Raw genomic sequence first — 22067 nt, 5'->3', positions numbered from 1 at the left:
GGCGCGGAGAGTGGACGAAAGCGGGTGCCCGCACCGTCCGGATGTAAACGCCTTGTGAACTGGGACACGGTCGCGTTTGCGCCATCCGGTCGGGGGCAGGCGCCGACCCGGAGCGAACCCGGTCGCATTTTCAACCACATCTGACATATGCGCACCGGACGAGCGGGCGGAACCCGCATCGCTCCACGGCCCGCCGGCGGGGGAGGCGGGCCGTCTTCGTTCGACCCGAGAGGTACTTGTGTCATCCAGGCTGCAGGCGGAACAGCTCTACAAAGTGTTCGGCAGACGACCCGGCGAGGCGGTCGAGCGACTGCGCGGCGGAGCCGACCGTGAGGAACTGCGCGCGGACGGCACCACGGCCGCGGTGATCGACGCGTCGTTCACGGTCGAACCGGGCGAGATCTTCGTCGTCATGGGCCTGTCGGGGTCCGGCAAGTCCACCTTGCTGCGCATGCTCAACGGACTCCTGGAGCCGACCGCGGGACGCGTGGTCTTCGACGGGCAGGATCTGACCGCGCTCAACGACCGTGAGATGCGCGAGGTCCGCTCCAGGAAGGTCAGCATGGTCTTCCAGCACTTCGCGCTCTTCCCGCACCGCAGCGTCCTGGAGAACGCCGCGTACGGCCTGGAAGTGCAGGGCGTGCCGCGCGCCGAGCGCGAGGAGCGTGCCACCAAGGCCCTGGTGCTGGCCGGACTCGCCGGCTGGGAGACGTCCTGGCCCGACGAGCTGTCCGGCGGTATGCAGCAGCGCGTGGGTCTCGCCCGGGCGCTCGCCACCGACGCCGACCTGCTGCTGATGGACGAGTCCTTCAGCGCGCTCGACCCGCTGATCCGCCGCGACATGCAGGACCAGCTGATCGAGCTCCAGAAGAAGCTCAAGAAGACCATCGTCTTCATCACCCACGACCTCAACGAGGCCATGCGCCTGGGCGACCGCATCGCCGTCATGCGCGACGGCAGCATCGTCCAGATCGGCACCGCCGAGGACATCCTCGTCCGCCCCGCGAACGACTACGTCGCCTCCTTCACCAAGGACGTCGACCGCTCCCGCGTCCTCACCGCGACCTCCGTCATGGACACGGAGCTGCGCGGCGACGAGGCCGACTGCGGCTGTGAGACCGCCAGGCCCGACTCCTCGTTCGGCGAGCTGTGCGCCATCAGCGCGCGGCTGACGCACCCCGTGGCCGTCGTCGACAAGAAGGGCAAGCTGGTCGGTGTCGTGCCCCGGCAGCGGCTCGTCGGCTTCCTCGGCGACGAACAGAGCGAACCCGTGCCCTGCGACACACCGCGCGACAAGAACGTCAAGGCGGTGAAGGCCGGTGCCTAGGATCCCCTTCGGCGACTGGGTCAACGACACGGTCGACTGGCTGCTCAACCACATGGCGTGGCTCTTCGACTTCCTGAAGACCGTCTTCCAGGGCACCTACGACGTCATCAACGACGTACTGCAGGCGCCCGAACCCCTTCTCCTCGCGGGCATCTTCGCGGTCATCGCGTTCTGGCTGCGCGGCACGTCCGCCGGTGTCCTCGCCTTCGTGGGATTCGCCTTCATCGACTCCCTCGAACTGTGGGAGAACGCGATGGTGACCCTGTCGCTGGTCCTCGTGGCGACGATCATCGCGCTCGTCATCTCCGTGCCCGTCGGCATCTGGGCGGCACGCTCGGACCGGGTCAGCGGCATCGTGCGCCCCGTGCTCGACCTCATGCAGACGATGCCCGCGATGATCTACCTCATCCCGGCGATCCTGTTCTTCGGCACCGGCGGACCCGCGGGCATCGTGGCCACCCTGATCTTCGCCCTGGCACCCGGCGTCCGTATGACGGAACTGGGCATCCGCCAGGTCGACAAGGAACTGGTCGAGGCCGCCGACGCGTTCGGCACCACCCCCCGCAACATCCTGCTGCGCGTCCAGCTGCCGCTGGCGCTGCCCACCGTCATGGCCGGCGTCAACCAGGTCATCATGCTCGGCCTGTCCATGGCCGCCATCGCCGGCATGGTCGGCACCGGCGGCCTCGGCGGTGACGTCAACGAGGCGATCGGCCAGCTCAACGTCGGCCTCGGCGCCGAGGCGGGCATAGCCATCGTCATCCTCGCCATCTACCTGGACCGCATGACCAGCGCCCTGGGCACCCAGGTCTCGCCGCTCGGCCGCCGCACCGCCGCCAAGCTGCGTGCCGCACAGGGCCTGCAGATCTGGTCCTACCGCCCCCGGCCCTCCGTGGCCGTCATCGGCGTCGTCGTGCTCGCGCTCGTCGCGGGCGGCATGGGCATCTTCGGCTCCGGCGACACCGAGACCACCGCGTCGGACGCCGGGAACGTCGGCCAGGGCAAGAAGGTCAGCATCGGCTACATCCCCTGGGACGAGGGCGTCGCCTCCACCTTCCTCTGGAAGGAGATCCTGGAGCAGCGCGGCTTCGAGGTCGAGACCAAGCAGTTCGACGCAGGACCGCTCTACACCTCGCTCGCCCAGGGCGACATCGACTTCCAGACCGACTCCTGGCTGCCGGTCACGCACGAGCAGTACTGGAAGAAGTACGGCAAGCAGCTCGACGACCTGGGCTCCTGGTACGGCCCGACGTCCCTGGAGCTGAGCGTGCCCGCGTACATGAAGGGCATCGACTCCCTGGAGGACCTCAAGGGCAAGGCGGGCGAGTTCGGCGGCAAGATCACCGGCATCGAGTCCAGCGCCGGAATGATGGGCCTGCTCAAGACCAAGGTCCTCAAGGAGTACGGGCTCGACAAGGAGTACAAGGTCGTCGACAGCTCCACGCCCGCGATGCTGGCCGAGCTGAAGCGCGCGTACGCCAAGAAGGAGCCGTTCGTCGGCACGCTCTGGTCGCCGCACTGGGCGTACAGCGAGTACAAACTGAAGAAGCTCAAGGACCCCAAGGTCGCCTGGGGCGAGGGCGACGGCGTGCACACGCTCTCCCGCAAGGGCTTCGCCCAGGACAACCCGGTCGTCGCCAAGTGGCTCAAGAGCTTCAAGATGACCGAGAAGCAGCTCACCAGCCTTGAGGCGGACATCAACAAGGCCGGCAAGGGCAAGCAGCAGGACGCCGTGCGCACCTGGCTGAAGAGCAACCCCGGTGTCGTCGACAAGCTGGCCCCGGTCGAGAAGTCCTCCTCCGGCACCCCGGCCGAGGCGAAGCGCACGGTGGACGTCGCCTGGTTCCCCTGGGACGAGGATGTCGCCGTCACCTACCTGTGGAAGGACGTCCTGGCCCGTCGCGGCTACAAGCTGAACCTGAAGCAGATGGACGTCGGCCCGGTCTACACGGGCCTGGCCACCGGCGACATCGACCTCAACTTCGACGCCTGGCTGCCGTACGCGCAGGCGAACTACTGGGACAAGCACAAGAACAACCTGCGCGACCTCGGCACCTGGTACGAGCCGACCTCCCTGGAGATCGCCGTTCCCTCGTACGTGAAGGACGTCAAGTCCCTCGCGGACCTCAAGGGCAAGGGCGATCTCTTCAACGGGAAGATCATCGGCATCGAACCGGGCACCGGCGAGATGAACCTCGCCAAGACGAAGGTCCTGCCCGGCTACGGCCTGGACAAGGAGTACGAGATCGTCGACGGCTCCACGCCCGCGATGCTGGCCGAGCTGAAGCGCGCGTACGCCAAGAAGGAGCCCGTCGCCGTCACGCTCTGGTCGCCGCACTGGGCCTACAGCGAGTACGAGCTGACGAAGCTCGCGGACCCGAAGAAGACGTTCGGTGAGGGCAACACGATCCGGACGATCTCCAGCAAGAAGTTCCCGGAGCAGTATCCGCAGCTCACGAAGTGGATCAAGAACTTCAAGATGAGCGAGGACGAGCTCGGCAGCCTGGAGAGCGAGATCAAGGACCGCGGCCAGGGCCAGGAGGAGGAAGCCGTCTCCGCGTGGCTGAAGGAGCACCCGGACATGGTGGAACGGATGACTCCGCAGTAGACACGTCCCCAGTGGGGGTCTCCGCGAGGGGTGGGCAGCGCCATACGGCGAGGCCCACCCCTCGCGGCGTCACCTGTGCATACGACCCGGGCAAGGGCCACGCCGACTTTCCGGCACCGTCCTCACGCCCCGGCAGCCGCGCCGGCGCTCCCACCGGCGCGAACCGTGACGGTCGGTCACGCGATCGGTGCGGCGATGTTTACAGCGATGTGACGGGCGCATGAAACGGTTTGCCGAACACCCGTAGGGTGCAGACAAGACATCAGGAACTCGCGAGAAATCGGCGTGTACGTACAACGAACGTGCCGCCACCGCACCGCACGTACCGCATGCACCGAGCAGCGCACCGACGACGCACAGGGGGGAGCCGAGGCGATGGACGAAAACAAGGAGACCCTTCGAGTGGGCGCGGCCGTCAGGCGGCGGCGCCGGGCACTGGAGCTCACCCTCGCCGTTGTCGCCGAGCGCAGCGGTCTGTCGGTGCCGTTCCTGAGCCAGGTCGAGAACGAGCGGGCGCGGCCCAGCATGCGTTCCCTCCAACGGGTCGCGGACGCCCTGCACACCACCTGTGTCGAACTCCTCGCCGCCGCCGACCCGGCGCGCAGCGTCGACGTGGTGCGCGCGGACGACTCCGAGTTCACCCACGAGCCCCGAGTGCGCCCCCTGGTGCGCGGTCACCACCAGTTGCACGCCATGGAGTTCTCCGGCGACCACGACGCCGGCCGCGAATTCCAGCACCGCAACGACGAGTTGATGTACGTGGCCGACGGCGCCGTCGAGGTCGAGGCGGAGGGCCGCGCGTACCGACTGGGACGCGGCGACACGCTGCACCTGACGGGCGGCGTACGGCACCGGTGGCGGGCGACCGACGCGGACACGCGTGTACTCATCGTCGCGGTCGCGGACCACATCGAGGCCGTGGAGGACGATCCACGCCGATGACCGTCATCCGGAGTACTCGGCCATGAGAGTGGTTCGGTCATGAGAGTGGTGTCACTCGTCCCGTCGCTCACCGAGGCCGTCGCCGTGTCCGCGCCGGGCGTCCTGGTCGGGGCGACCGACTGGTGCAGCCATCCGGCCGGTCTCGACGTCGTACGCGTCAAGGGCACCAAGAACCCGGACGTCGAGCGGATCGTCGGCCTCGCGCCCGACCTGGTGATCGCCAACGAGGAGGAGAACCGCGAGCCCGACCTGACCGCCCTGCGGCAGGCGGGACTCGACGTGTTCGTCACCGAGGTACGGGACGTGCCGGGGGCCTTCCGGGAACTGGAGCGGGTGGTCCGCGCGTGCGGACTGCCGACGCGGCCGCGGTGGCTGGACGAGGCCGAGGAGGCCTGGCTGGACCCGCCCCGCCCGGAGAGGCGGCTGCGCGCCGCCGTACCGATCTGGCGGCGGCCCTGGATGGTGGTCGGGCGGGACACGTTCGCCGGGGACGTGCTGGCGCGGCTGGGCGTCGACAACGCGTACGCGAGCCATGCCGAACGCTATCCGCGTGTCCCGGTCGAGGAACTGCGCGCCGCGGACCTCGACCTGGTCGTGCTGCCCGACGAGCCGTACCGATTCACGAACGACGACGGCCCGGAGGCGTTCCCCGGAGTGCCCTGCGCCCTGGTCGGCGGGCGTCATCTCACGTGGTACGGACCGTCGTTGGCGCAGGCACCGCGAGTGCTCGGCGAGGCGCTGCGAGCAGCCGTCCGCTGACCAGGCCACGGGCCGTGTGGACGGCGGCCACCGCCCAGGCCGCGAGGAGCAGGGCGTACAGGGCGACCGTGAGCCCGTCGTAGACGACGAGCCCGGTGTGCCGGGCGAGCCCCTCGGCGCCCGTCACGCACGTACCGACCGGGAAGGTGAACGCCCACCAGGTCATGCCGAAGACCATGCCCCGGCGGCGGGCCCGCAGCACCAGGGCAGCGGCCAGCGCCAGCCAGAGCAGTGCGAAACCCATCACCGGGACGCCGTAGAGCACGGGCAGGATCCCGAATCCGCGGTCGTACGGGGCGGGCACCACGCCCGGGGCGGCGACGGCGAACTTGTCGACGGCCGTCGTGGACTGCCCCAGCGGGCCCAGGACCAGGAACAGGGTCGGGGCGAGCGCGAGCGGCAGCGGGCCGCCCGTGACCAGGCGGGCGAAGATCATCGGCAGCATCACGAGCGTGGCGAGCAGGCTGAGGCCGAACATCGCGAAGCAGGCGAGCAGCAGGGTCTCGCGGGCCTGGCCGGCCGGGAGATGCGGTACGAGCAGGGGACCGAGCGCCGCGGAGACCATCGGTGCGACGAGGGGGAGCAGCCACACCGGGGTGGCCTGGGACGGGTCCACCCGGTGGCGCGCCACCATCAGGTACGGGACGGCCACGGCCGCCGCCAGGCCGATCAGGGTGCCCGTGGAGAAGAGGACGGCGTCCAGGGCGACCGCCGCCTGTGTGCCGATCCAGTCCCGCCCGACCACCAGCGCGCCGCCGCCCACGGCCAGCAGGGCCATGGAAAGACAGCCGTAGAAGGGGGCCATCGACGGGTCCAGGAGGTGGGCGCGGGCCTGGTCCCTGTGGTGCGTCCAGTGGGCCGCCCGGGCGGCGAGGAGGGCGACGAGCAGAGTCAGGGCGAGTGCCCAGACGGCAGTGCAGAACGTGCGCAGGCCAGGGACGCCGAAGGGGAGGCCCGCGCCTGCCGTGGCCACGATGGCCGTGCCCATCACCGGGGCGTACCAGTTGGGGCCGAGGTGGCGGAAGGGGGATGCCTTTGTCTTCGCCTCTGTCTCTGCCCCTGCGTTTGCCTTTGTGGGGCGGCTGGGGTTGGCATGGCTGGTGTTGTCCGTGGTGGCGGTGAGCGGGTGGGCTGTGGCCATGAGTTCACCGTGCCTCGGCGGGGGACGGCTCACCAGGGAGTACCGGTCTATGAGGACATAAGGTGGGCTTATGAGTCGGGATGACGGGACGAGTGACCAGGGGGCTCGCGAGACGGCGTCCATACCGGGAGGTGGGCTGTCGCACCGGGTCCCCGATCTTGGTGCGCTGGAGCTGCTGCTCGCCGTGGCGCGGCTCGGGAGCCTGGGGCGGGCCGCCCGGGAGGTCGGGATCACGCAACCGGCCGCCAGCAGCCGGATCCGGTCCATGGAACGGCAGCTGGGGGTCGCCCTCGTGGACCGCTCGCCCACCGGGTCGCGGCTCACCGACGCGGGGGCGCTGGTGACGGACTGGGCCCGGCGGGTGGTCGAGGCCGCGGAGGCCTTCGACGCGGGGGCGCAGGCGTTGCGGGACCGGCGGGACTCCCGGCTGCGGGTCGCGGCGAGCATGACGATCGCCGAGTATCTGCTGCCCGGGTGGTTGCTCGCGCTGCGCGCGCAGCGGCCCGACACCGCGGTGTCGCTGATCGCCGGGAACTCGACGGTCGTGGCCGAGCGGGTGCTCTCCGGTGAGGCTGACCTCGGGTTCGTGGAGGGAGTGTCCGTGGCGAGCGAGCTGGACTCCGTGGTGATCGCCCATGACCGGCTGATCGTGGTGACCGCACCCGGGCATGCGTGGGCGCGGAGGCGGCGGGCGCTCGACGCGGGGGAGCTGGCGGGGACGCCGTTGATTCTGCGGGAGGAGGGGTCGGGGACGCGGCAGGTGCTGGACGCGGCGCTCGGCGGACTGGCCCGCCCTCTGATCGAGCTGTCCTCCACGACGGCGGTGAAGGCGTCTGCGGCTTCGGGGGCGGGGCCGGCCGTTCTCAGCGAGCTGGCGTTGGGGGAGGAGCTGTCCGCTCGTCGGCTTGTTGAGATTCCTGTGGAGGGGGTTCGATTGAGCCGCGACCTCCGGGCCGTCTGGCCTGTGGGGCATCGGCCTACTGGACCGGCGCGGGACTTGTTGACGTTGACGCGGTCGTAGGGGCGCGGGGCTGTGACGTTTGCGGCTCCGCCCCCACTCTCGGCTTCGCTTGAGCGGGGCCCCATCGTGGGCGAGACCGGCCCCCACCCACCCGCACGTGACACGCCACCCGGGCACGCCACCCGGGCACGCCACCCGGGGACCCCACCCGGGCGGAGCCCCCGTCGCACCCGCGGTGGGAAAAGTGGTGGCGACAGGGAGAGCCGCCGACGGACGATGCAGTGCATGACGATGAGCGCACCGCCTGCGACAGGCGTCCGTACCCCGTGGGAAGCGGTACCCGAGCCGGTCAGGCGGGCCGTCGCGGACCTGCTCGGCGCCCCCGTCGTGGAAGCGGTCACACAGACCGGCGGATTTTCGCCGGGACCGGCCGCGCGGGTGAGGACCGCGGACGGCCGACGGGCATTCGTCAAGGCCGTCAGCGCCGAGGCGAACCCGGACAGCCCGGACATGCACCGACGCGAAGCGAGGAACGCCGCCGCCCTGCCGGCCGGGACCCCCGCACCGAGGTTTCTGGGAATGCACGACGACGGGAACTGGGTGGCGCTCGTATTCGAGGACATCGACGGGCATCAGCCCCATGTGCCTTGGAAAGACGGCGAGTTGGCGCGCGTTCTCGACGCCGTGAGGGAGCTCGGCCGCACGCTCACGCCGTCCCCCGTGGACGTCCCGCCGGTCGGAGCGACCCTCTCGCGCGCCTTCCGAGGCTGGCAGAAGATGCTGGACGAGGGGCACGGGGCCGGAGGCGGGGGCGGGGGCCTCGACCCCTGGACCGTGCGTAATCTTCCCACCCTCGCCGAACTCGCCGCTCCCTGGGCCGAGTTCGCCTCGGGCGACACCCTCGCCCATGGCGACCTCCGCGCCGACAACATCCTCCTCACAGCCCCGGAGAACGCACCGCATCGTGTGCTCTTCGTCGACTGGCCCCACGCCCAGCTTGCCGCCCCCTGGTTCGACCTCCTGGTGATGTTGCCGTGCGTCCGCGCACAGGGCGGCCCTGATCCCGAAGTGCTGTTCACCGAGCACCCGTTGGGGAGGGCGGCGGACCCGGCCGGAGTGACGTCCACCCTGGCGGCGCTGGCGGGATACTTCGTCGGACACTCACGGCGGCCCTCGCCGCCCGGCCTGCCGACGCTCCGCGCGTTCCAGCGGGCCCAGGGCGACGCCGCCCTCGAATGGCTCAGGAAGCGGCTCGGACCAGGCCGGACATGACTCGCGGGTCCTCGCCCATCTCAGGGTGCCACTGGACGCCCAACACCCAGTTGGGGCCGGGGAGTTCGACTGCCTCGATCGTGCCGTCCGTTGCGTGGGCGGAGGGGGCGAGGGCGGTGCCCAGGCGGTCCACCGCCTGGTGGTGGTAGGTCGGTACGGAGGTTTCCTCGGGGACCAGGGTGGCGTAGAGGGAGCCCGGGACCGGCTTCACCGAGTGGTGGCCGAAGACTCCTACCGATTCGATGTGGTCGTCGATGTGCTGGACGAGGGTTCCGCCGAGCGCGACGTTCAGGAGCTGCATTCCGCGGCAGATCCCGAGGAGGGGCGTGCCGGAGGCCAGCGCGGCGTCGATCAGGGCGAGTTCCCAGGTGTCGCGGGCGCGGGCCTCGGGGCCGCATCGTGGGTCGCGGGCGGCCCCGTAGCGCGACGGGTCCACGTCAGGACCTCCCGCGACCACCAGACCGTCGAGCCGGGCCACGGTCTCGGCGGCGTGAGCGGGTTCGTCCGGTGGCAGCATCGCGGCCAGGCCGCCCGCCGACCGGACCAGGCGCGGGTAGCCGGCCGGCAGCAGTGCCGCCTCCAGTTCCCAGACGCCCCAGCGTGCGGTCTCCAGGTATGTGCTGACTCCGATGAGCGGTCTGCCTGCCATCCCCACGCTCCCTGTTTTCTCGTGCGCCCCTAGGGAGGAGGCTAATAGACCGACCCCATACCTTTACAGGGGTGACCTGACCGGATCTTGTGTGTGGTGCCTCGCGCAGGTTCCTATGCCAGGAAGCCGCGCAGGAGTGCAGCCGTGCCCGCGCAGTGTTCGCGCATCATCTCGCGGGCCCCGTCCGCGTCCCCGTCGAGCACCGCCTCGACCAGTGCCTCGTGCTGGCGCTGCGAGTGCTCCAGGTTCCGGACCAGGAGGGGGATGCAGTCGAGCAGGTCGTTCACGGTGGCGCGTACGGCCGCGTACTGGGCGGTGAGTGTCGGGGAGCCGCACAGCTCGGCGAGGGTGAGGTGCAGGAGGGTGTCCAGGCGGCGGTAGTCCGCCAGGGGGGCGTCCTGGGTGCGGGCCAGGGCCTCGCGCAGGCGGGTCGACTGGTCGGAGGACAGGCCGTGTGCTGCGCAGAGGCCCGCCGCGCCCACCTCCAGGACCTCACGGAAGCGCAGGACGTCCTCTATGTCGACCTCGTCGATCCGGCGGCGCAGCTCCGCCTCGCCGGGGGCGTCGGTTCGGGGGAGGACGAACGTGCCGCCGTAGCGGCCGCGTCTCGACTCGACCAGGCCCTGGTCCTGGAGGACCTTCAGGACCTCGCGCAGCGTCACCCGGCTGATCCCGAGGCGGTCCGCCAACTCCCGTTCGGCGGGCAGCCGTTCGCCCCCGGGCACCAGGCCGAGCCGGACGACCTGGAGGATCTGCTCCAGGGCCTCCTCGAAGCCGTTGCCCGCGCGCACCGGGCGCAGGACCGGCGTCAACCGGTCGTTCAGTTCGTGTGGATCCGGCTGCGACATCCGGCCGTGCCCCCTTCCCAAGCAATGGTTCTCGGCAATACCTTATGGCTCTCGGCTGACCGAAGGAGGCATTTCCCGTGGCAGACCGCACACCACCCCTCAGTGTCGAGGAGCTGCACGCCCTCGTCGCGAGCGGCGAGATCGACACGGTCGTCCTGGCCTTCCCGGACATGCAGGGGCGGCTCCAGGGCAAGCGGTTCGCCGCGCGTTTCTTCCTCGACGAGGTCCTGCACCACGGTACGGAGGGCTGCAACTACCTCCTGGCCGTCGACACCGACATGAACACCGTCGACGGGTACGAGATGTCGTCCTGGGAGCGTGGATACGGCGACTTCGCCATGCACCCGGATCTGAGTACGCTGCGTCGTGTTCCCTGGAACGCGGGTACGGCGATGCTCGTCGCCGACCTCGCCTGGGACAACGGATCGCCCGTCGTGGCAGCGCCCCGCCAGATCCTCCGGCGTCAGCTGGAGCGGCTCGCCGAGCACGGGTTCACCGCGCAGGTCGGGACCGAGCTGGAGTTCATCGTCTTCAAGGACACGTACGAGCAGGCCTGGGACGCGAACTACAGAGGGCTGACGCCCGCCAATCAGTACAACATCGACTATTCGGTGCTCGGGACCGGGCGGATCGAGCCGCTGCTGCGGCGTATCCGCAACGAGATGGGTGCCGCCGGGCTGATCGTCGAGTCCGCCAAGGGCGAGTGCAATCCCGGGCAGCACGAGATCGCGTTCAAGTACGACGAGGCCCTGGTCACCTGCGACCAGCACGCCATCTACAAGACCGGGGCCAAGGAGATCGCCTCCCAGGAAGGTGTCTCGCTCACCTTCATGGCCAAGTACGACGAGCGCGAGGGCAACTCCTGCCACATCCACCTCTCGCTCGCCGACGCCGACGGCACCAACGTGATGGCGGGCGACGGAACGGGCGGGATGTCGCAGGTCATGCGGTACTTCCTCGCCGGACAGCTCGCCGCGCTCCGCGACTTCTCGCTGCTCTACGCGCCCAACATCAACTCGTACAAGCGGTTCCAGCCCGGGTCGTTCGCGCCGACGGCCGTGGCCTGGGGGTACGACAACCGCACCTGTGCGCTGCGGGTGGTCGGGCACGGTCGCTCGATGCGGTTCGAGAACCGGCTTCCGGGTGGCGATGTCAATCCGCACCTCGCCGTCGCGGGGCTCGTCGCGGCCGGGCTGTACGGCATCGAGCAGAAGCTGGAGCTGCCGGAGGCGTGTACCGGGAACGCGTACACCTCGGGGTACGAGCACGTGCCCACCACGCTGCACGAGGCCGCCGAGATCTGGGAGAACAGCGCCATCGCCAAGGCCGCCTTCGGCGACGAGGTGGTCGCGCACTACCGCAACATGGCGCGCGTCGAACTGGACGCCTTCGACGCCGCGGTGACCGACTGGGAGCTCCGCCGCTCCTTCGAACGTCTGTGAGGCCGAAGGTGTCGCACCTGCACGAACTGGTAGTTCTCAACCCTGCGACGGAGGAGGTCATCGCCACCGTCCCGGGCGCCACCCCCGAGGACGTCGACGCCGCGGTCGTACGGGCGGAAAAGGCACAGGTGCGATGGGCCGCCCTCGCGCCCGGTGAGCGGGCCCGGCTGTTGCGCCGGTTCGCCGTCGTCGTCGACGAGCATCTGGAAGAGCTCGCCCGGCTGGAGGTCCGCGAGGCCGGGCATGTGGTCGGCAACGCCCGCTGGGAGGCGGGCAATGTGCGTGATCTGCTCGACTACGCGGCCGGGGGCGTGGAGCGGCTCACCGGGCGCCAGATCCCGGTGCCGGGCGGTCTCGACATCACGATCCTCGAACCGCTGGGCGTCGTCGCCGTCATCGCGCCCTGGAACTTCCCGATGCCCATCGCGGCATGGGGTACGGCTCCGGCGCTCGCGGCGGGCAACGCGGTCATCCTCAAGCCCGCCGAGACGACGCCTCTGACGGCTCTGCGACTGGCCGAACTCGCCCTGGAGGCGGGCCTGCCCGAGCATCTCTTCCAGGTGCTCCCGGGAGCGGGCGCGATCACCGGCAACGCGCTGGTCGAGCACCCCAGGGTCGCGAAGATCGTCTTCACGGGGTCAACGGCCGTGGGCAAACAGGTGTTGGCGAAGGGCTCGGCGCTTCTCAAGCGCGTCACCCTCGAACTCGGCGGCAAGAGCCCCAACATCGTCTTCGCCGACGCCGACATCGAGGCCGCCGCGGCAGCCACCCCCATGTCCTTCCTCGACAACTCCGGCCAGGACTGCTGCGCCCGCACCCGCATCCTCGTCCAGCGGTCCGCGTACGACCGCTTCCTCGAACTGCTGGTCCCGGCCGTCGAGTCCGTCGTCGTCGGCGACCCGGCCGACGAGAAGACCGCCATGGGCCCACTGATCTCCAAGTCCCAGCTGGAGCGCGTACGGTCGTACGTCACCGGGGCCACCGACCGTGCGGTCGGCATCCGGGGCACCGCCCCCGAGGGCCCCGGTTTCTGGTTCCCGCCCACCGTCCTGACCGGAATCGAGTCTCACGCGCGCGTGGCCGTCGAAGAGGTCTTCGGACCGGTCGCCGTGGTCCTCCCCTTCGAGGACGAGGCCGACGCGATCCGCCTCGCCAACGCCACCGAGTACGGCCTGTCCGGTTCCATCTGGACCCGGGACGTGGGCCGCGCCCTGCGTGTGTCGAGCGCCGTCCGCGCCGGGAACCTGTCCGTCAACTCCCACTCCAGCGTCCGCTACTGGACCCCCTTCGGCGGCTTCAAGCAGTCGGGCATCGGCCGCGAACTCGGCCCGGACGCCCTGGCCGCCTTCACCGAAACCAAGAACGTCTTCATCAGCACGGAGGGCCCCGCACAGTGAGCGCATCGACCGACGACATCATCTGCCGCCGCCTGGTCGGCCGCACCGCCGTCATCACCGGGGCCGGCAGCGGCATCGGTCTCGCCACCGCCCGCCGGCTCGCCTCCGAGGGCGCCCACGTCGTCTGCGGCGACGTCGACGAGACCCGCGGCAAGGCGGCCGCTGAGGAGATCGGCGGCATCTTCGTGAAGGTCGACGTCACCGACCCCGAGCAGGTCGAGGCGCTCTTCAAGACCGCGTACGACACGTACGGGTCCGTCGACATCGCCTTCAACAACGCGGGCATCTCGCCGCCCGACGACGACTCGATCCTGGAGACGGGCCTGGACGCCTGGAAGCGCGTCCAGGAGGTCAACCTCACGTCCGTGTACCTGTGCTGCAAGGCGGCGATCCCCTACATGCGGCAGCAGGGCAAGGGCTCGATCATCAACACGGCGTCGTTCGTGGCCCGGATGGGCGCGGCGACCTCGCAGATCTCGTACACCGCCTCCAAGGGCGGAGTTCTCGCCATGTCCCGTGAGCTGGGTGTGCAGTTCGCGCGGGAGGGAATCCGCGTGAACGCGCTGTGCCCCGGGCCGGTCAACACGCCCCTCCTCCAGGAACTGTTCGCCAAGGACCCGGAGCGTGCCGCACGCCGCCTCGTACACATCCCGGTCGGGCGGTTCGCGCGGGCCGAGGAGATCGCCGCGGCGGTCGCGTTCCTCGCCAGCGACGACTCCTCGTTCGTGAACGCCACGGACTTCCTGGTGGACGGCGGGATCTCTGGCGCATACGTGACCCCGCTCTAGGCCTCTGGCGGAGGCGGGCGTGTCCCGGTGGGCGGGTGGCGCCTAGAGTGCCGGGATGAGCATGACGCCCCCGCCCGGGTGGTACCGGGACCCCTCCGCCCCGCACATGGAGCGCTGGTGGGACGGGACCGCCTGGACCGAACACCGGCGCTCACCTGACGCGTCGACGCCACAACAGCCGTACGCGCAGCCGCAGTTCACGCCTTCGACGCCGACGGTGCCGCTCGGGACCGGCAGCTCCGGCGCCTCCCGCGGCTCCGGCCGTGCGAAGGCGATCGCCCTCACCGCCGCGGCGGTCGTGCTGGTCGCCGCGATCGTCACGGGTGCCGTCGTCCTGAGAGGGGACGACGGCGACCCGCAGACGCAGACCGCGCCGACACCCACGTCGTCCGAGCCCACGGGCGCCGCGCCCTCCCCCTCGCCCTCGGAGTCCAGCTCCGAACCGTCCGCCGACGACCCCTCCGTCGTCGTGGACGAGCTCAACGGCATCACCCTGCCGCTCCTCGACGGCTGGGCCAGACCCCAGAGCGTCACCGAGACCGACATCATGATGACCACGTCCGGGACGTACGACTGCCCGGGCGACGACGGCCTCTGCCGCCACGGCACGGTCATCTCGCGCACGGTCACCTCGAACGACGAGAAGTCCCCCGAGACCCTCGCCAAGGGCGACATATCCGAGGCGGCCGACCGCGCCTACGACCGCAACAAGGTCAACCAGCGCCCCTTCCACGGCATCACCTCCCACGAGGTGGTCGAGCAGGGGTCGGTGGCGGTCGCCGGCCGCACCGGGTACTTCGTGCGCTGGCGCGTCAAGACCGAGGCGGGACCCGGAGGTTACGTCCAGTCGATGGCGTTCCCGTCCAGTGTCGGCTCGGAGTCGATGGTCATGGTGCGGTACGCCTTCGACGCGGGCGAGGAGGGGCCGCCCCTCGCCGACATGGACCGGATCACCAAGGGGATCCGCCCAGTTGGAGACGAGGGCACGGGCGGCGGAGTGGGCAGCAGCATCGGCCCCACCGAGTAACCGGCCCCACCGAGTAACCGACTCCGGCCTGCCCGGCAGGCCGGAGTCGACCGTCGGCTACAGGAACGTGTGGCCTTCCCCGCGATAGGTCGGGACCGTCGCCGTCACCGCGTCGCCCTCCACGAGCTGCAGCACGTCGAACCGCTCGCACAGTTCCCCGGCCTTCGCGTGCCGGAACCACACCTTGTCGCCGATCAGCAGATCGTCCGCGGGTGAGCCGAGCAGCGGCGTCTGCACCTCGCCGGCCCCCTCCTGGGCGTCGTACCGCAGCCCCTCGGGCAGGTACGGCACGGGCGACCGGTCGGGACCCGCGGCACCCGACGCCGGGTAGCCGCCGCCGAGGACGGTCACCACACCCACCCCCGGCCTGCGCACGACGGGCTGCGCGAAGAGCGCGGCCGGACGCCCGCTGAACGACGTGTAGTTGTCGAAGAGCCGAGGCTGGTACAGCCCCGACCCGGCCGCGATCTCGGTCACCGAGTCCTCGGCCGCGGTGTGCTGGACGCTGCCCGTGCCACCGCCGTTGACGAACTCCAGGTCCGGCGCGACGGCCCGGACCGCCCGCACGACGTCCGCACGGCGCTGCGCCAGCTCCTTGCGGGCCGTGGCCTGCATCAGCCGGATCGCACGCGACCGCAGCGGCCGCCCCTGCACGGAGTCGCCGACCCCCGCGATGTGCCCCTCGTACGCCATGATCCCGACGAGCCGGAAACCGGGCCGACGAGCGACCGTACGAGCCATCTCGGCGACCTGGGCGGGGGAGTGCAGCGGCGAACGGCGGGCGCCGACCCGGACCCGGCCGCCGAGCATCTTCAGCGCGGTGTCCAACTCCAGGCAGACACGCACCTCTTCGCGTCCGCCGTCCCGGTCGTCGTCGATCAGCTTCAGCTGCGCCGGGTCGTCGACCATGACCGTCACGGCGGCCGCGAGCTTCGGATCGGCGGCGAGCTCCGCGTACGCCTTGCGGTCCGCGGACGGATACGCGAGCAGTACGTCCTCGAAACCGGACCGTGCCAGCCACAGCGACTCGGCGAGCGTGAACGACATGATCCCGGCGAAGCCGTCCCGGGCCAGCACGCGTTCGAGCAGCGCACGGCAGCGTACGGACTTGCTCGCGACGCGTACGGGCTTGCCTGCCGCCCGCCGTACGAGATCCTCCGCGTTGGCGTCGAAGGCCTCCAAGTCCACGATGGCGACGGGTGCGTCTAGGTGAGCGGTGGCCCGGTCGTAACGGGCCCGGTCTGCGGCGCGGGCAGTCATGGGCGAAGCCTGCCAGACCTGATTACCGCAGGGTAGGGGGACGTTCCGGGCAGATGCCCCGGGCCTGCCGACTGGTTCCCACTCGCACAGCGTCAACCCGTAGAGTGACGCGCACGCAAGCAGGGAACGGGTCCGGAGGGGATCCTTCGGCGGGCCGGTCGCCGGGGCCGAGGAAACGGGGGGTGCATGAGCACGGAAGCGCGCCGCGCCTCCATTCCGCCACGCCCCTCGACGCCCCCCGAGCAGCCCTCGGCGGAGAGCGGACGAGAGCAGTCCGAGGGATCCGGGGATACGGCAAACGCGGGCAACCCCGATACGCCGTCGGGCCGTGGCGCCGCCGAGGCGCCCGAGAGCCCGGACCACCGGCCCTGGTTCGACGCTTTCGGATCTGCGAGGTCGGGGCGTGCGTCGCACCAGCCCGGGACCGCGGGTGTTCCGCAGCGGCCCGAGGGGTCGGACGCCGATGACACGGACTCCCTGGCCGGGCGCGACTTCATAGACGTACCGCCCAGGCCCGGCAGCGCGGGGACCCGGCCGGGCTCCGGCGCCCCGGGCACACCGCACCGGCCGCACGCGTCGGACGGGACCGGCCCCCGAGGCACGTCCTCGGCCGCGCCGTCCCGCTTCCCGAACCTCCGTCCCGCCGGCCAACGGCGCCACGAACCGGAGATGCCCCCGCCGCCGCCCGCTTCGGCACGCTTCCCGGACACACCGCCGCCCGACACGGGTGCCATCCCGCGCGTGGACCGGACAGGGAAACCGCCCGTCCCACCACGTCCGGCGACCGGCCCACGCACCACCCCGACGAGCCCGGAGAACGCGGCTCGCCCACCACGTCCGGCCGGCGCCCCCGGGGTGACTCCGGGACACACCGAACAGACGACTCCGGCACGTGCCGAGCAGACGGGCGTTCCGCCGCGTCCACCGCGTGAACCAGGCGCGGCCCCAAGGGCCACCGACCGGGCCGATGTCCCACGCCGTCCGGCGACCGAGTCCGGGGCGACCGCAGGGCGTGCGGGGCAGGCAGGCATCCCGCAGCGTCCGGCGGGGGATCCGCATGCTTCGAGGAGGAACGCCGAGGGGGCGGCCGGGGTCCCGCCGCGTCCCGCGAACGCACCGGGCGGGCCGGGCGGGCCGGGAGCGGCCGGTCGGAGCACTCGGGGGACCGACGGTCCGGCGCGGCCCGCGGCCGAGCCCCGCGGCCCGATGACGAACGGCGAGGGCAGGTCCGTCCCGCCCCGTCCCGCCGCCGATCCGCGGACGGCCGACGGCACCTCCCGGACAGCCGACGGCACCTCCCAAAAGCGTCCCGGCTCCGGACTGCCCCTACGACCCTTCGTCCCGCCGAGGCCGGAGACTCCGGCGCCCCGGCCAGGCGCCGCCGAACGCCGCGTCGCGCCGCCGTCCGGGCCGGGTGCCGCGGAACGCCCGGCCAGGCCGCCCGTTCCGCCGCGGCCGAGCACCTTCCACCCCTCCGCGCGGCGCACCGGTGCGCCCTGGGAGACCCCGTCGGAGACGACCACCAGGCTCCGGCCCGTCCCGGCCGAGCCGCCCGCGGCAGCCAGCACCCCGCGCCGTCCCGACATCCGCCTGTCCGGCTCGGCAGAGTCCTTCACGGAACCCACCCCGCACGTCACCGAGCCCCCCGACCCGACCCACCGCCCCTTCGTGTCCCTCGCGGCCCCCGACACGTACGACAACGACACCGTCCAGCCGCACACCGGAGGCGCCCGGCCGCGCCCCCGCCTCGCGGCCGTGGTGGCCTGCGTCGTGCTGGGGCTCGGGCTCATCGGCGGTGCGGTGACGGGCAGTTGGCTGAGCGGTGACAGCGCGGGCGGGGCAACACCGGACGCGTTCACGGCGGCCGGGGCCCTGTGGCACAGCATCCCCGTGGACGAGCTCTTCCCGCCCACCGTCGACGGCGAGGGCGCGGGCCCGGGCGGCGCCGACCGCACGTGGACCCGTATCGCCGTGGCCCCGGACAGCGGCTGCAAGGACGCCTTCGACCCGCTCCTGCGCAAGGCCCTCGCCCCCGCGGGCTGTCTGCGCCTCCTGCGCGCGACGTACACGGACGCCACCCGCAGCCACGTCACCACGGTCGGCCTGCTTTTCACGAAGGCGGACTCCGCGGCCATGAGCACCCTGCGCGCCCGGTTCAACGCGCAGGGCCTCGACCGGCGGCGCGACCTCATGCCCCGCCCGTACGCGGCGCAGGGCACCCTCGCCGCCGGGTTCGGCGACGCCCAGCGCGCGTCCTGGACCATGTCGGTCCTGACCGACGCCCCGGTCGTCGTCTACGCCGTCTCCGGCTTCGCCGACGGCCGTACCGTCACCGAACCGCAGCCCGCCGAGGACGCGATGAAGGCCGACGCCACCACGCCCGCCGCCCAGGGCGGCCTGGGCCACGACGCACAGGGCCTCGCCGACCGCATCGAGCGAAGCCTCCGAAAAACCGTCAACTCGGCCACGGAGAAGCCGTCATGACCCGCAGGGCCCTGCACAGGAGGGGACTCGTGGTCGGCCTTCTGGCCGCCACCATCGCCCTCCTGCCCTCCACCGCCGCTCACGCCGACGGCATCCGCGCCAAGCAGTGGGCCCTCGACGCGATGCACACGCAGGAGGCGTGGCAGACGACCAAGGGCAAGGGCATCACCGTCGCCGTACTCGACACGGGCGTCGACGACGAACACCCGGACCTTGAGGGCAACGTCCTCACCGGCAAGGACATGGTCGGCTTCGGCGCCGGCCGCGGCGACCGCCCCTGGGCCCGCCACGGCACCGCGATGGCCGGCATCATCGCGGGCCACGGACACGGCGTGGGCGACGCCGACGGAGTCATGGGCATCGCTCCCGAGGCCAAGATCCTCCCCGTCCGCGTGATCCTCGAAGACGGCGACTCCGCGCGCGGCAAGGCCCGCAACACCCGCGGCAACGCCCTCGCCGAAGGCATCCGCTGGGCCGCCGACCACGACGCCGACGTCATCAACCTCTCCCTCGGAGACGACTCCAAGTCCGCCCACCCCGAGGCCTCCGAGGACGCCGCCGTCCAGTACGCCCTGAAGAAGGGCTCCGTCGTCGTCGCCTCGGCCGGCAACGGCGGCGAGAAGGGCGACCACATCTCGTACCCGGCGGCCTACCCGGGCGTCATCGCCGCGACGGCCGTCGACCGCTACGGAACCCGCGCCTCGTTCTCCACCCGCCGCTGGTACGCCACGGTCAGCGCGCCCGGCGTCGACGTCGTCATCGCCGATCCGGACCGGAAGTACTACGAGGGCTGGGGCACGAGTGCCGCGTCGGCCTTCGTCTCCGGCGCGGTCGCCCTGATCAAGGCGGCCCACCCGGGCCTGTCCCCGGCCCAGATCAAGCAGCTCCTGGAGGACACGGCCCGCGACGCCCCCAGCGGCGGCCGTGACGACTCCCGGGGCTTCGGCTTCGTGGACCCCGCGGCCGCCATCAAGGCGGGCGCCGATCTGAAGCCCGAGGGCCTGAAAGCGGCGGCCCACGACAACAAGTACTTCGGCAAGGGCCCCGACACCGCCAAGGAGGACAGTCCCACCTCGGCCTGGGCGGGCCCCCTGGCAGGCAGCACCGGCGGCGTCCTCCTGGTGGTGGCCATCATCCTCTGGCGAGGCAGCAGAAAACCGACGGCCCCGTAGGGCGCCCCTTCAGGGGGCGCGAGGACCGCGCGCTCAGCCCTCCTCGAAACAGGCCACCGCCGCCTTCGCAGCAGCCTCAACCACCGAAACCCCCTTCTCCTTCGTCGAGTTGCCGTCCGACAGGACAGCCACCAGATACTCCCGACCGTCCACACCCACGCGCCCCACGCTGTTGATGTCCCACAGCCCGGTCGCAGTCCGAGGCAACCACCCGTTCTTCAGGGCGATTTCGGAGGACCCGGCAGCGGACACCCCCCAGTCCTGCCCCACGGCGATCTCCCCCATGAGCCCGGCCAGATACGCCCGGGACCCCTCACTCAACTCCGACGTCGTCCCGAACACCTGCCGCAACAAGGTGAGTTGATCGGCGGCCGTGGTCTGCGTCAGCCCCCACAACGCCCCGTCCCCACCCTCCGTGTCCAGCAGCCCGAACCGCTCGTTCGCCGCCCGCAACCCCTCCGCCTGCCCGATCGCCGTCCACAGGGCGGTCGCCGACGCGTTGTCACTGTTCCGGATCATCGCCGCGGCGTACGTCTTCTCCTGCGCGGTGAGGCCCCGGCCCGCGTCCTGCGCCTTCAACAGCAACGAGGCCAGAATGTCGACCTTCACGATGCTCGCGGTGTCGAACGCCCCGTCCCCGTACACCGCGCTCTCACCGGACGACACATCCAGCACCGCCACCGAGACCTCCGCCCCGTCCTCGACGGCCACGGCCTCCACCGCCTCGGCGAGCAGCGCGTCCCGGTCCACCACGGGACTCGGACTGGCCGCAGGCGTGGGCGCCGCCGACGCCGCAGCCGTGGGCACCGCCGAAGATTCCACCGTCGCCTCCATCGCCGCCGTCGCCCCCGACGAAGCACTCGCACCGGACGCCACCGAGGAAGATACGAGCCCCTCGCCATCGTGCGCCTGCGCCTTCACGTACATCGTCCCCGAGGACGCGGCGCCCACGAGCACGACGGAGGCGACCGAGGCGTACACGAGAGACCTGCGACGGAACGGACGGCCACCGCGCGGACGAGCCCTGTGGGGGAACATGCCGCGATGGTGGGCCCCGGCACTGTGCGCCCGGTTAGACGGATGTTAGAAGCGTGTCAGCGATCCCTGAGAAACCCGTGAACTCCGTGAACGGCGGGTTTCCGAGCGACACAAAGCGCACGATCGGCCCACCGGGCGGACCGGTGCCGCCCACCGGACGGGCCGCCACCGCCCACCGATAGGGTCGGTGCCCGTGGCGAACAAGAACATCCCCGACCCCGGCTTCTCCGACGACGACGGCTCCGCCGACCCCCGGCTGAGCGCGGCGCTCACGGCCTGGGCCGAGGACCGGTCCGCGCACGGCCCCGTCCTCGCGGCGCTCAGGGGGGCCCGGCTCCTGGTCCCCGTCGTCGCCGTGCTCGGCGAGGTCGAGGAGGACGAGAACGGGCTGCGCCGCGAGAAGACCAGCGACATGGCCGTCCCCACCCTCAAGGCCGGCGACCGGACCGCCCTGCCCGCCTTCACGTCCACCGAGTCGCTGGCCCGCTGGGACCCCGAGGCCCGCCCCGTCGCCGTACCTCTGCACCAGGCTCTCCAGGCCGCAGCACACGAGAAGGCCGACACCGTCGTACTCGACCTGGCGGGCCCCGTGCCGTACGAGCTCACCGGCCCGGCCCTGCTGGCGCTCGCCGAAGGGCGCACCACGACGGACCCGCTGGCCGATCCGGCCGTGGTCGCCGCGGTCCGTGCCGCGGTCGCCGACGAGCCCCTGGTGCTCCGCGCCCACCTCGGCCCCGGCCGTGCCGACGGCACCCTCGCCCTCGTACTGGACCCGTCCGCGGCCCCGGCCGAGACCGCCCAGGCCGTCGCCCGGCGCCTCGCCGCGGACGAAACACTGAGGGCCCGCCTGGTACGCGGCCTCGACCTGGCACTCCTGCCGGCCGAGGCGACGCCACCGGGCGAGCCCCTGTACGTACGCCAGTGATGGACGTACGCCGGAAGTAGAAGCAGG

At 71.5% G+C, this 22067-nt stretch carries 18 protein-coding genes; 13 read left to right on the top strand and 5 right to left on the bottom strand.

Features of this window, described 5'->3' with window-relative positions; genetic code table 11:
- Positions 1–238 precede the first annotated feature (238 nt).
- The 4 genes from ACZ5VQ_RS22965 (at position 239) to ACZ5VQ_RS22950 (ending at position 5636) form a co-directional block, all read left to right on the top strand.
- Positions 239–1327 carry a quaternary amine ABC transporter ATP-binding protein gene (locus ACZ5VQ_RS22965; RefSeq protein WP_469106492.1) on the top strand — a complete coding sequence of 363 codons (1089 nt, stop codon included), beginning with the start codon at positions 239–241 and terminating at the stop codon, positions 1325–1327.
- Positions 1320–3935: an ABC transporter permease/substrate binding protein gene (locus ACZ5VQ_RS22960; RefSeq protein WP_469106491.1), complete on the top strand. Its 2616-nt coding sequence runs from the start codon at positions 1320–1322 to the stop codon at positions 3933–3935. The genes ACZ5VQ_RS22965 and ACZ5VQ_RS22960 overlap by 8 nt, the downstream gene beginning before the upstream one ends.
- A gap of 375 nt (positions 3936–4310) precedes the next feature.
- Positions 4311–4877: a helix-turn-helix domain-containing protein gene (locus ACZ5VQ_RS22955; RefSeq protein WP_143635589.1), complete on the top strand. Its 567-nt coding sequence runs from the start codon at positions 4311–4313 to the stop codon at positions 4875–4877.
- 39 nt (positions 4878–4916) lie between these two features.
- Positions 4917–5636: a helical backbone metal receptor gene (locus tag ACZ5VQ_RS22950; protein WP_469106490.1), complete on the top strand. Its 720-nt coding sequence runs from the start codon at positions 4917–4919 to the stop codon at positions 5634–5636.
- Here ACZ5VQ_RS22950 and ACZ5VQ_RS22945 read toward each other — a convergent pair.
- Positions 5563–6777 (bottom strand): TDT family transporter, encoded by a 1215-nt coding sequence (locus tag ACZ5VQ_RS22945; protein WP_469106489.1) that lies wholly within the window; start codon positions 6775–6777, stop codon positions 5563–5565. The genes ACZ5VQ_RS22950 and ACZ5VQ_RS22945 overlap by 74 nt on opposite strands.
- Positions 6778–6847: 70 nt before the next feature.
- Between ACZ5VQ_RS22945 and ACZ5VQ_RS22940 the strand changes: the two genes are divergently transcribed.
- A complete protein-coding gene (locus tag ACZ5VQ_RS22940) occupies positions 6848–7798 on the top strand; it encodes a LysR family transcriptional regulator (protein ID WP_469106488.1) in 951 nt (316 codons plus the stop codon).
- Between the two features lie 225 nt (positions 7799–8023).
- The gene (locus ACZ5VQ_RS22935; protein WP_469106487.1) at positions 8024–9010 is read left to right on the top strand and encodes a phosphotransferase family protein; all 987 of its coding nucleotides are present in this window, start codon (positions 8024–8026) and stop codon (positions 9008–9010) included.
- Here ACZ5VQ_RS22935 and ACZ5VQ_RS22930 read toward each other — a convergent pair.
- Positions 8979–9659 carry a gamma-glutamyl-gamma-aminobutyrate hydrolase family protein gene (locus ACZ5VQ_RS22930; RefSeq protein ID WP_469106486.1) on the bottom strand — a complete coding sequence of 227 codons (681 nt, stop codon included), beginning with the start codon at positions 9657–9659 and terminating at the stop codon, positions 8979–8981. The two genes, ACZ5VQ_RS22935 and ACZ5VQ_RS22930, sit on opposite strands and share 32 nt — an antisense overlap.
- A gap of 113 nt (positions 9660–9772) precedes the next feature.
- On the bottom strand, positions 9773–10507 hold the full coding sequence (locus tag ACZ5VQ_RS22925; protein ID WP_469106485.1) for a FadR/GntR family transcriptional regulator: 735 nt from the start codon (positions 10505–10507) through the stop codon (positions 9773–9775).
- A gap of 77 nt (positions 10508–10584) precedes the next feature.
- Here ACZ5VQ_RS22925 and ACZ5VQ_RS22920 point away from each other — a divergent pair, with 77 nt between their 5' ends.
- The 4 genes from ACZ5VQ_RS22920 (at position 10585) to ACZ5VQ_RS22905 (ending at position 15161) form a co-directional block, all read left to right on the top strand.
- Complete coding sequence (locus ACZ5VQ_RS22920; RefSeq protein WP_469106484.1) at positions 10585–11949, top strand: glutamine synthetase family protein; 1365 nt, start codon at positions 10585–10587, stop codon at positions 11947–11949.
- A gap of 8 nt (positions 11950–11957) precedes the next feature.
- Positions 11958–13346, top strand: coding sequence for an aldehyde dehydrogenase family protein (locus ACZ5VQ_RS22915; protein WP_469106483.1), 1389 nt, complete (start codon positions 11958–11960; stop codon positions 13344–13346).
- On the top strand, positions 13343–14134 hold the full coding sequence (locus tag ACZ5VQ_RS22910) for a 3-oxoacyl-ACP reductase (protein WP_362077889.1): 792 nt from the start codon (positions 13343–13345) through the stop codon (positions 14132–14134). The genes ACZ5VQ_RS22915 and ACZ5VQ_RS22910 overlap by 4 nt, the downstream gene beginning before the upstream one ends.
- Positions 14135–14195: 61 nt before the next feature.
- Positions 14196–15161, top strand: a complete 966-nt coding sequence (locus tag ACZ5VQ_RS22905) for a DUF2510 domain-containing protein (protein WP_469106678.1) — start codon at positions 14196–14198, stop codon at positions 15159–15161.
- 57 nt (positions 15162–15218) lie between these two features.
- Here ACZ5VQ_RS22905 and ACZ5VQ_RS22900 read toward each other — a convergent pair whose 3' ends face one another.
- On the bottom strand, positions 15219–16421 hold the full coding sequence (locus ACZ5VQ_RS22900; RefSeq protein WP_469106482.1) for an amino acid deaminase/aldolase: 1203 nt from the start codon (positions 16419–16421) through the stop codon (positions 15219–15221).
- Positions 16422–17627: 1206 nt separating this feature from the next.
- On the opposite strand from ACZ5VQ_RS22900, the gene ACZ5VQ_RS22895 reads away from it, so the two are divergent.
- Together ACZ5VQ_RS22895 and mycP are read left to right on the top strand one after the other, a co-directional pair.
- Positions 17628–18905, top strand: a complete 1278-nt coding sequence (locus ACZ5VQ_RS22895; RefSeq protein ID WP_469106481.1) for a hypothetical protein — start codon at positions 17628–17630, stop codon at positions 18903–18905.
- Complete coding sequence (gene mycP / locus ACZ5VQ_RS22890) at positions 18902–20077, top strand: type VII secretion-associated serine protease mycosin (protein ID WP_469106480.1); 1176 nt, start codon at positions 18902–18904, stop codon at positions 20075–20077. The genes ACZ5VQ_RS22895 and mycP overlap by 4 nt, the downstream gene beginning before the upstream one ends.
- 33 nt (positions 20078–20110) lie before the next feature.
- Here the strand turns inward: mycP and ACZ5VQ_RS22885 are convergent, their stop codons facing one another.
- Entirely contained in the window at positions 20111–21115 is a 1005-nt protein-coding gene (locus tag ACZ5VQ_RS22885) for a serine hydrolase (protein ID WP_469106479.1), read from the bottom strand.
- A gap of 193 nt (positions 21116–21308) precedes the next feature.
- Between ACZ5VQ_RS22885 and ACZ5VQ_RS22880 the strand changes: the two genes are divergently transcribed.
- Positions 21309–22040 carry an SseB family protein gene (locus ACZ5VQ_RS22880; RefSeq protein WP_469106478.1) on the top strand — a complete coding sequence of 244 codons (732 nt, stop codon included), beginning with the start codon at positions 21309–21311 and terminating at the stop codon, positions 22038–22040.
- The last annotated feature ends 27 nt before the right edge of the window (positions 22041–22067 follow it).

Source organism: Streptomyces sp. NPDC033178, from assembly GCF_055577685.1.
The sequence above is the reverse complement of the archived record's forward strand: the minus strand, read 5'-3'. Positions and strand labels throughout refer to the sequence as shown.

What these genes read in the sequence shown, in the direction of transcription:
- ACZ5VQ_RS22955 (WP_143635589.1), top strand. Translation starts at nt 4,311, where the DNA reads ATGGACGAAAACAAGGAGACCCTTCGAGTGGGCGCGGCCGTCAGGCGG.
- ACZ5VQ_RS22950 (WP_469106490.1), top strand. Translation starts at nt 4,917, where the DNA reads ATGAGAGTGGTGTCACTCGTCCCGTCGCTCACCGAGGCCGTCGCCGTG.
- ACZ5VQ_RS22945 (WP_469106489.1), bottom strand. Translation starts at nt 6,777, where the DNA reads ATGGCCACAGCCCACCCGCTCACCGCCACCACGGACAACACCAGCCAT.
- ACZ5VQ_RS22940 (WP_469106488.1), top strand. Translation starts at nt 6,848, where the DNA reads ATGAGTCGGGATGACGGGACGAGTGACCAGGGGGCTCGCGAGACGGCG.
- ACZ5VQ_RS22935 (WP_469106487.1), top strand. Translation starts at nt 8,024, where the DNA reads ATGACGATGAGCGCACCGCCTGCGACAGGCGTCCGTACCCCGTGGGAA.
- ACZ5VQ_RS22930 (WP_469106486.1), bottom strand. Translation starts at nt 9,659, where the DNA reads ATGGCAGGCAGACCGCTCATCGGAGTCAGCACATACCTGGAGACCGCA.
- ACZ5VQ_RS22925 (WP_469106485.1), bottom strand. Translation starts at nt 10,507, where the DNA reads ATGTCGCAGCCGGATCCACACGAACTGAACGACCGGTTGACGCCGGTC.
- ACZ5VQ_RS22905 (WP_469106678.1), top strand. Translation starts at nt 14,196, where the DNA reads ATGACGCCCCCGCCCGGGTGGTACCGGGACCCCTCCGCCCCGCACATG.
- ACZ5VQ_RS22900 (WP_469106482.1), bottom strand. Translation starts at nt 16,421, where the DNA reads ATGACTGCCCGCGCCGCAGACCGGGCCCGTTACGACCGGGCCACCGCT.
- ACZ5VQ_RS22895 (WP_469106481.1), top strand. Translation starts at nt 17,628, where the DNA reads ATGACGAACGGCGAGGGCAGGTCCGTCCCGCCCCGTCCCGCCGCCGAT.
- mycP (WP_469106480.1), top strand. Translation starts at nt 18,902, where the DNA reads ATGACCCGCAGGGCCCTGCACAGGAGGGGACTCGTGGTCGGCCTTCTG.
- ACZ5VQ_RS22885 (WP_469106479.1), bottom strand. Translation starts at nt 21,115, where the DNA reads ATGTTCCCCCACAGGGCTCGTCCGCGCGGTGGCCGTCCGTTCCGTCGC.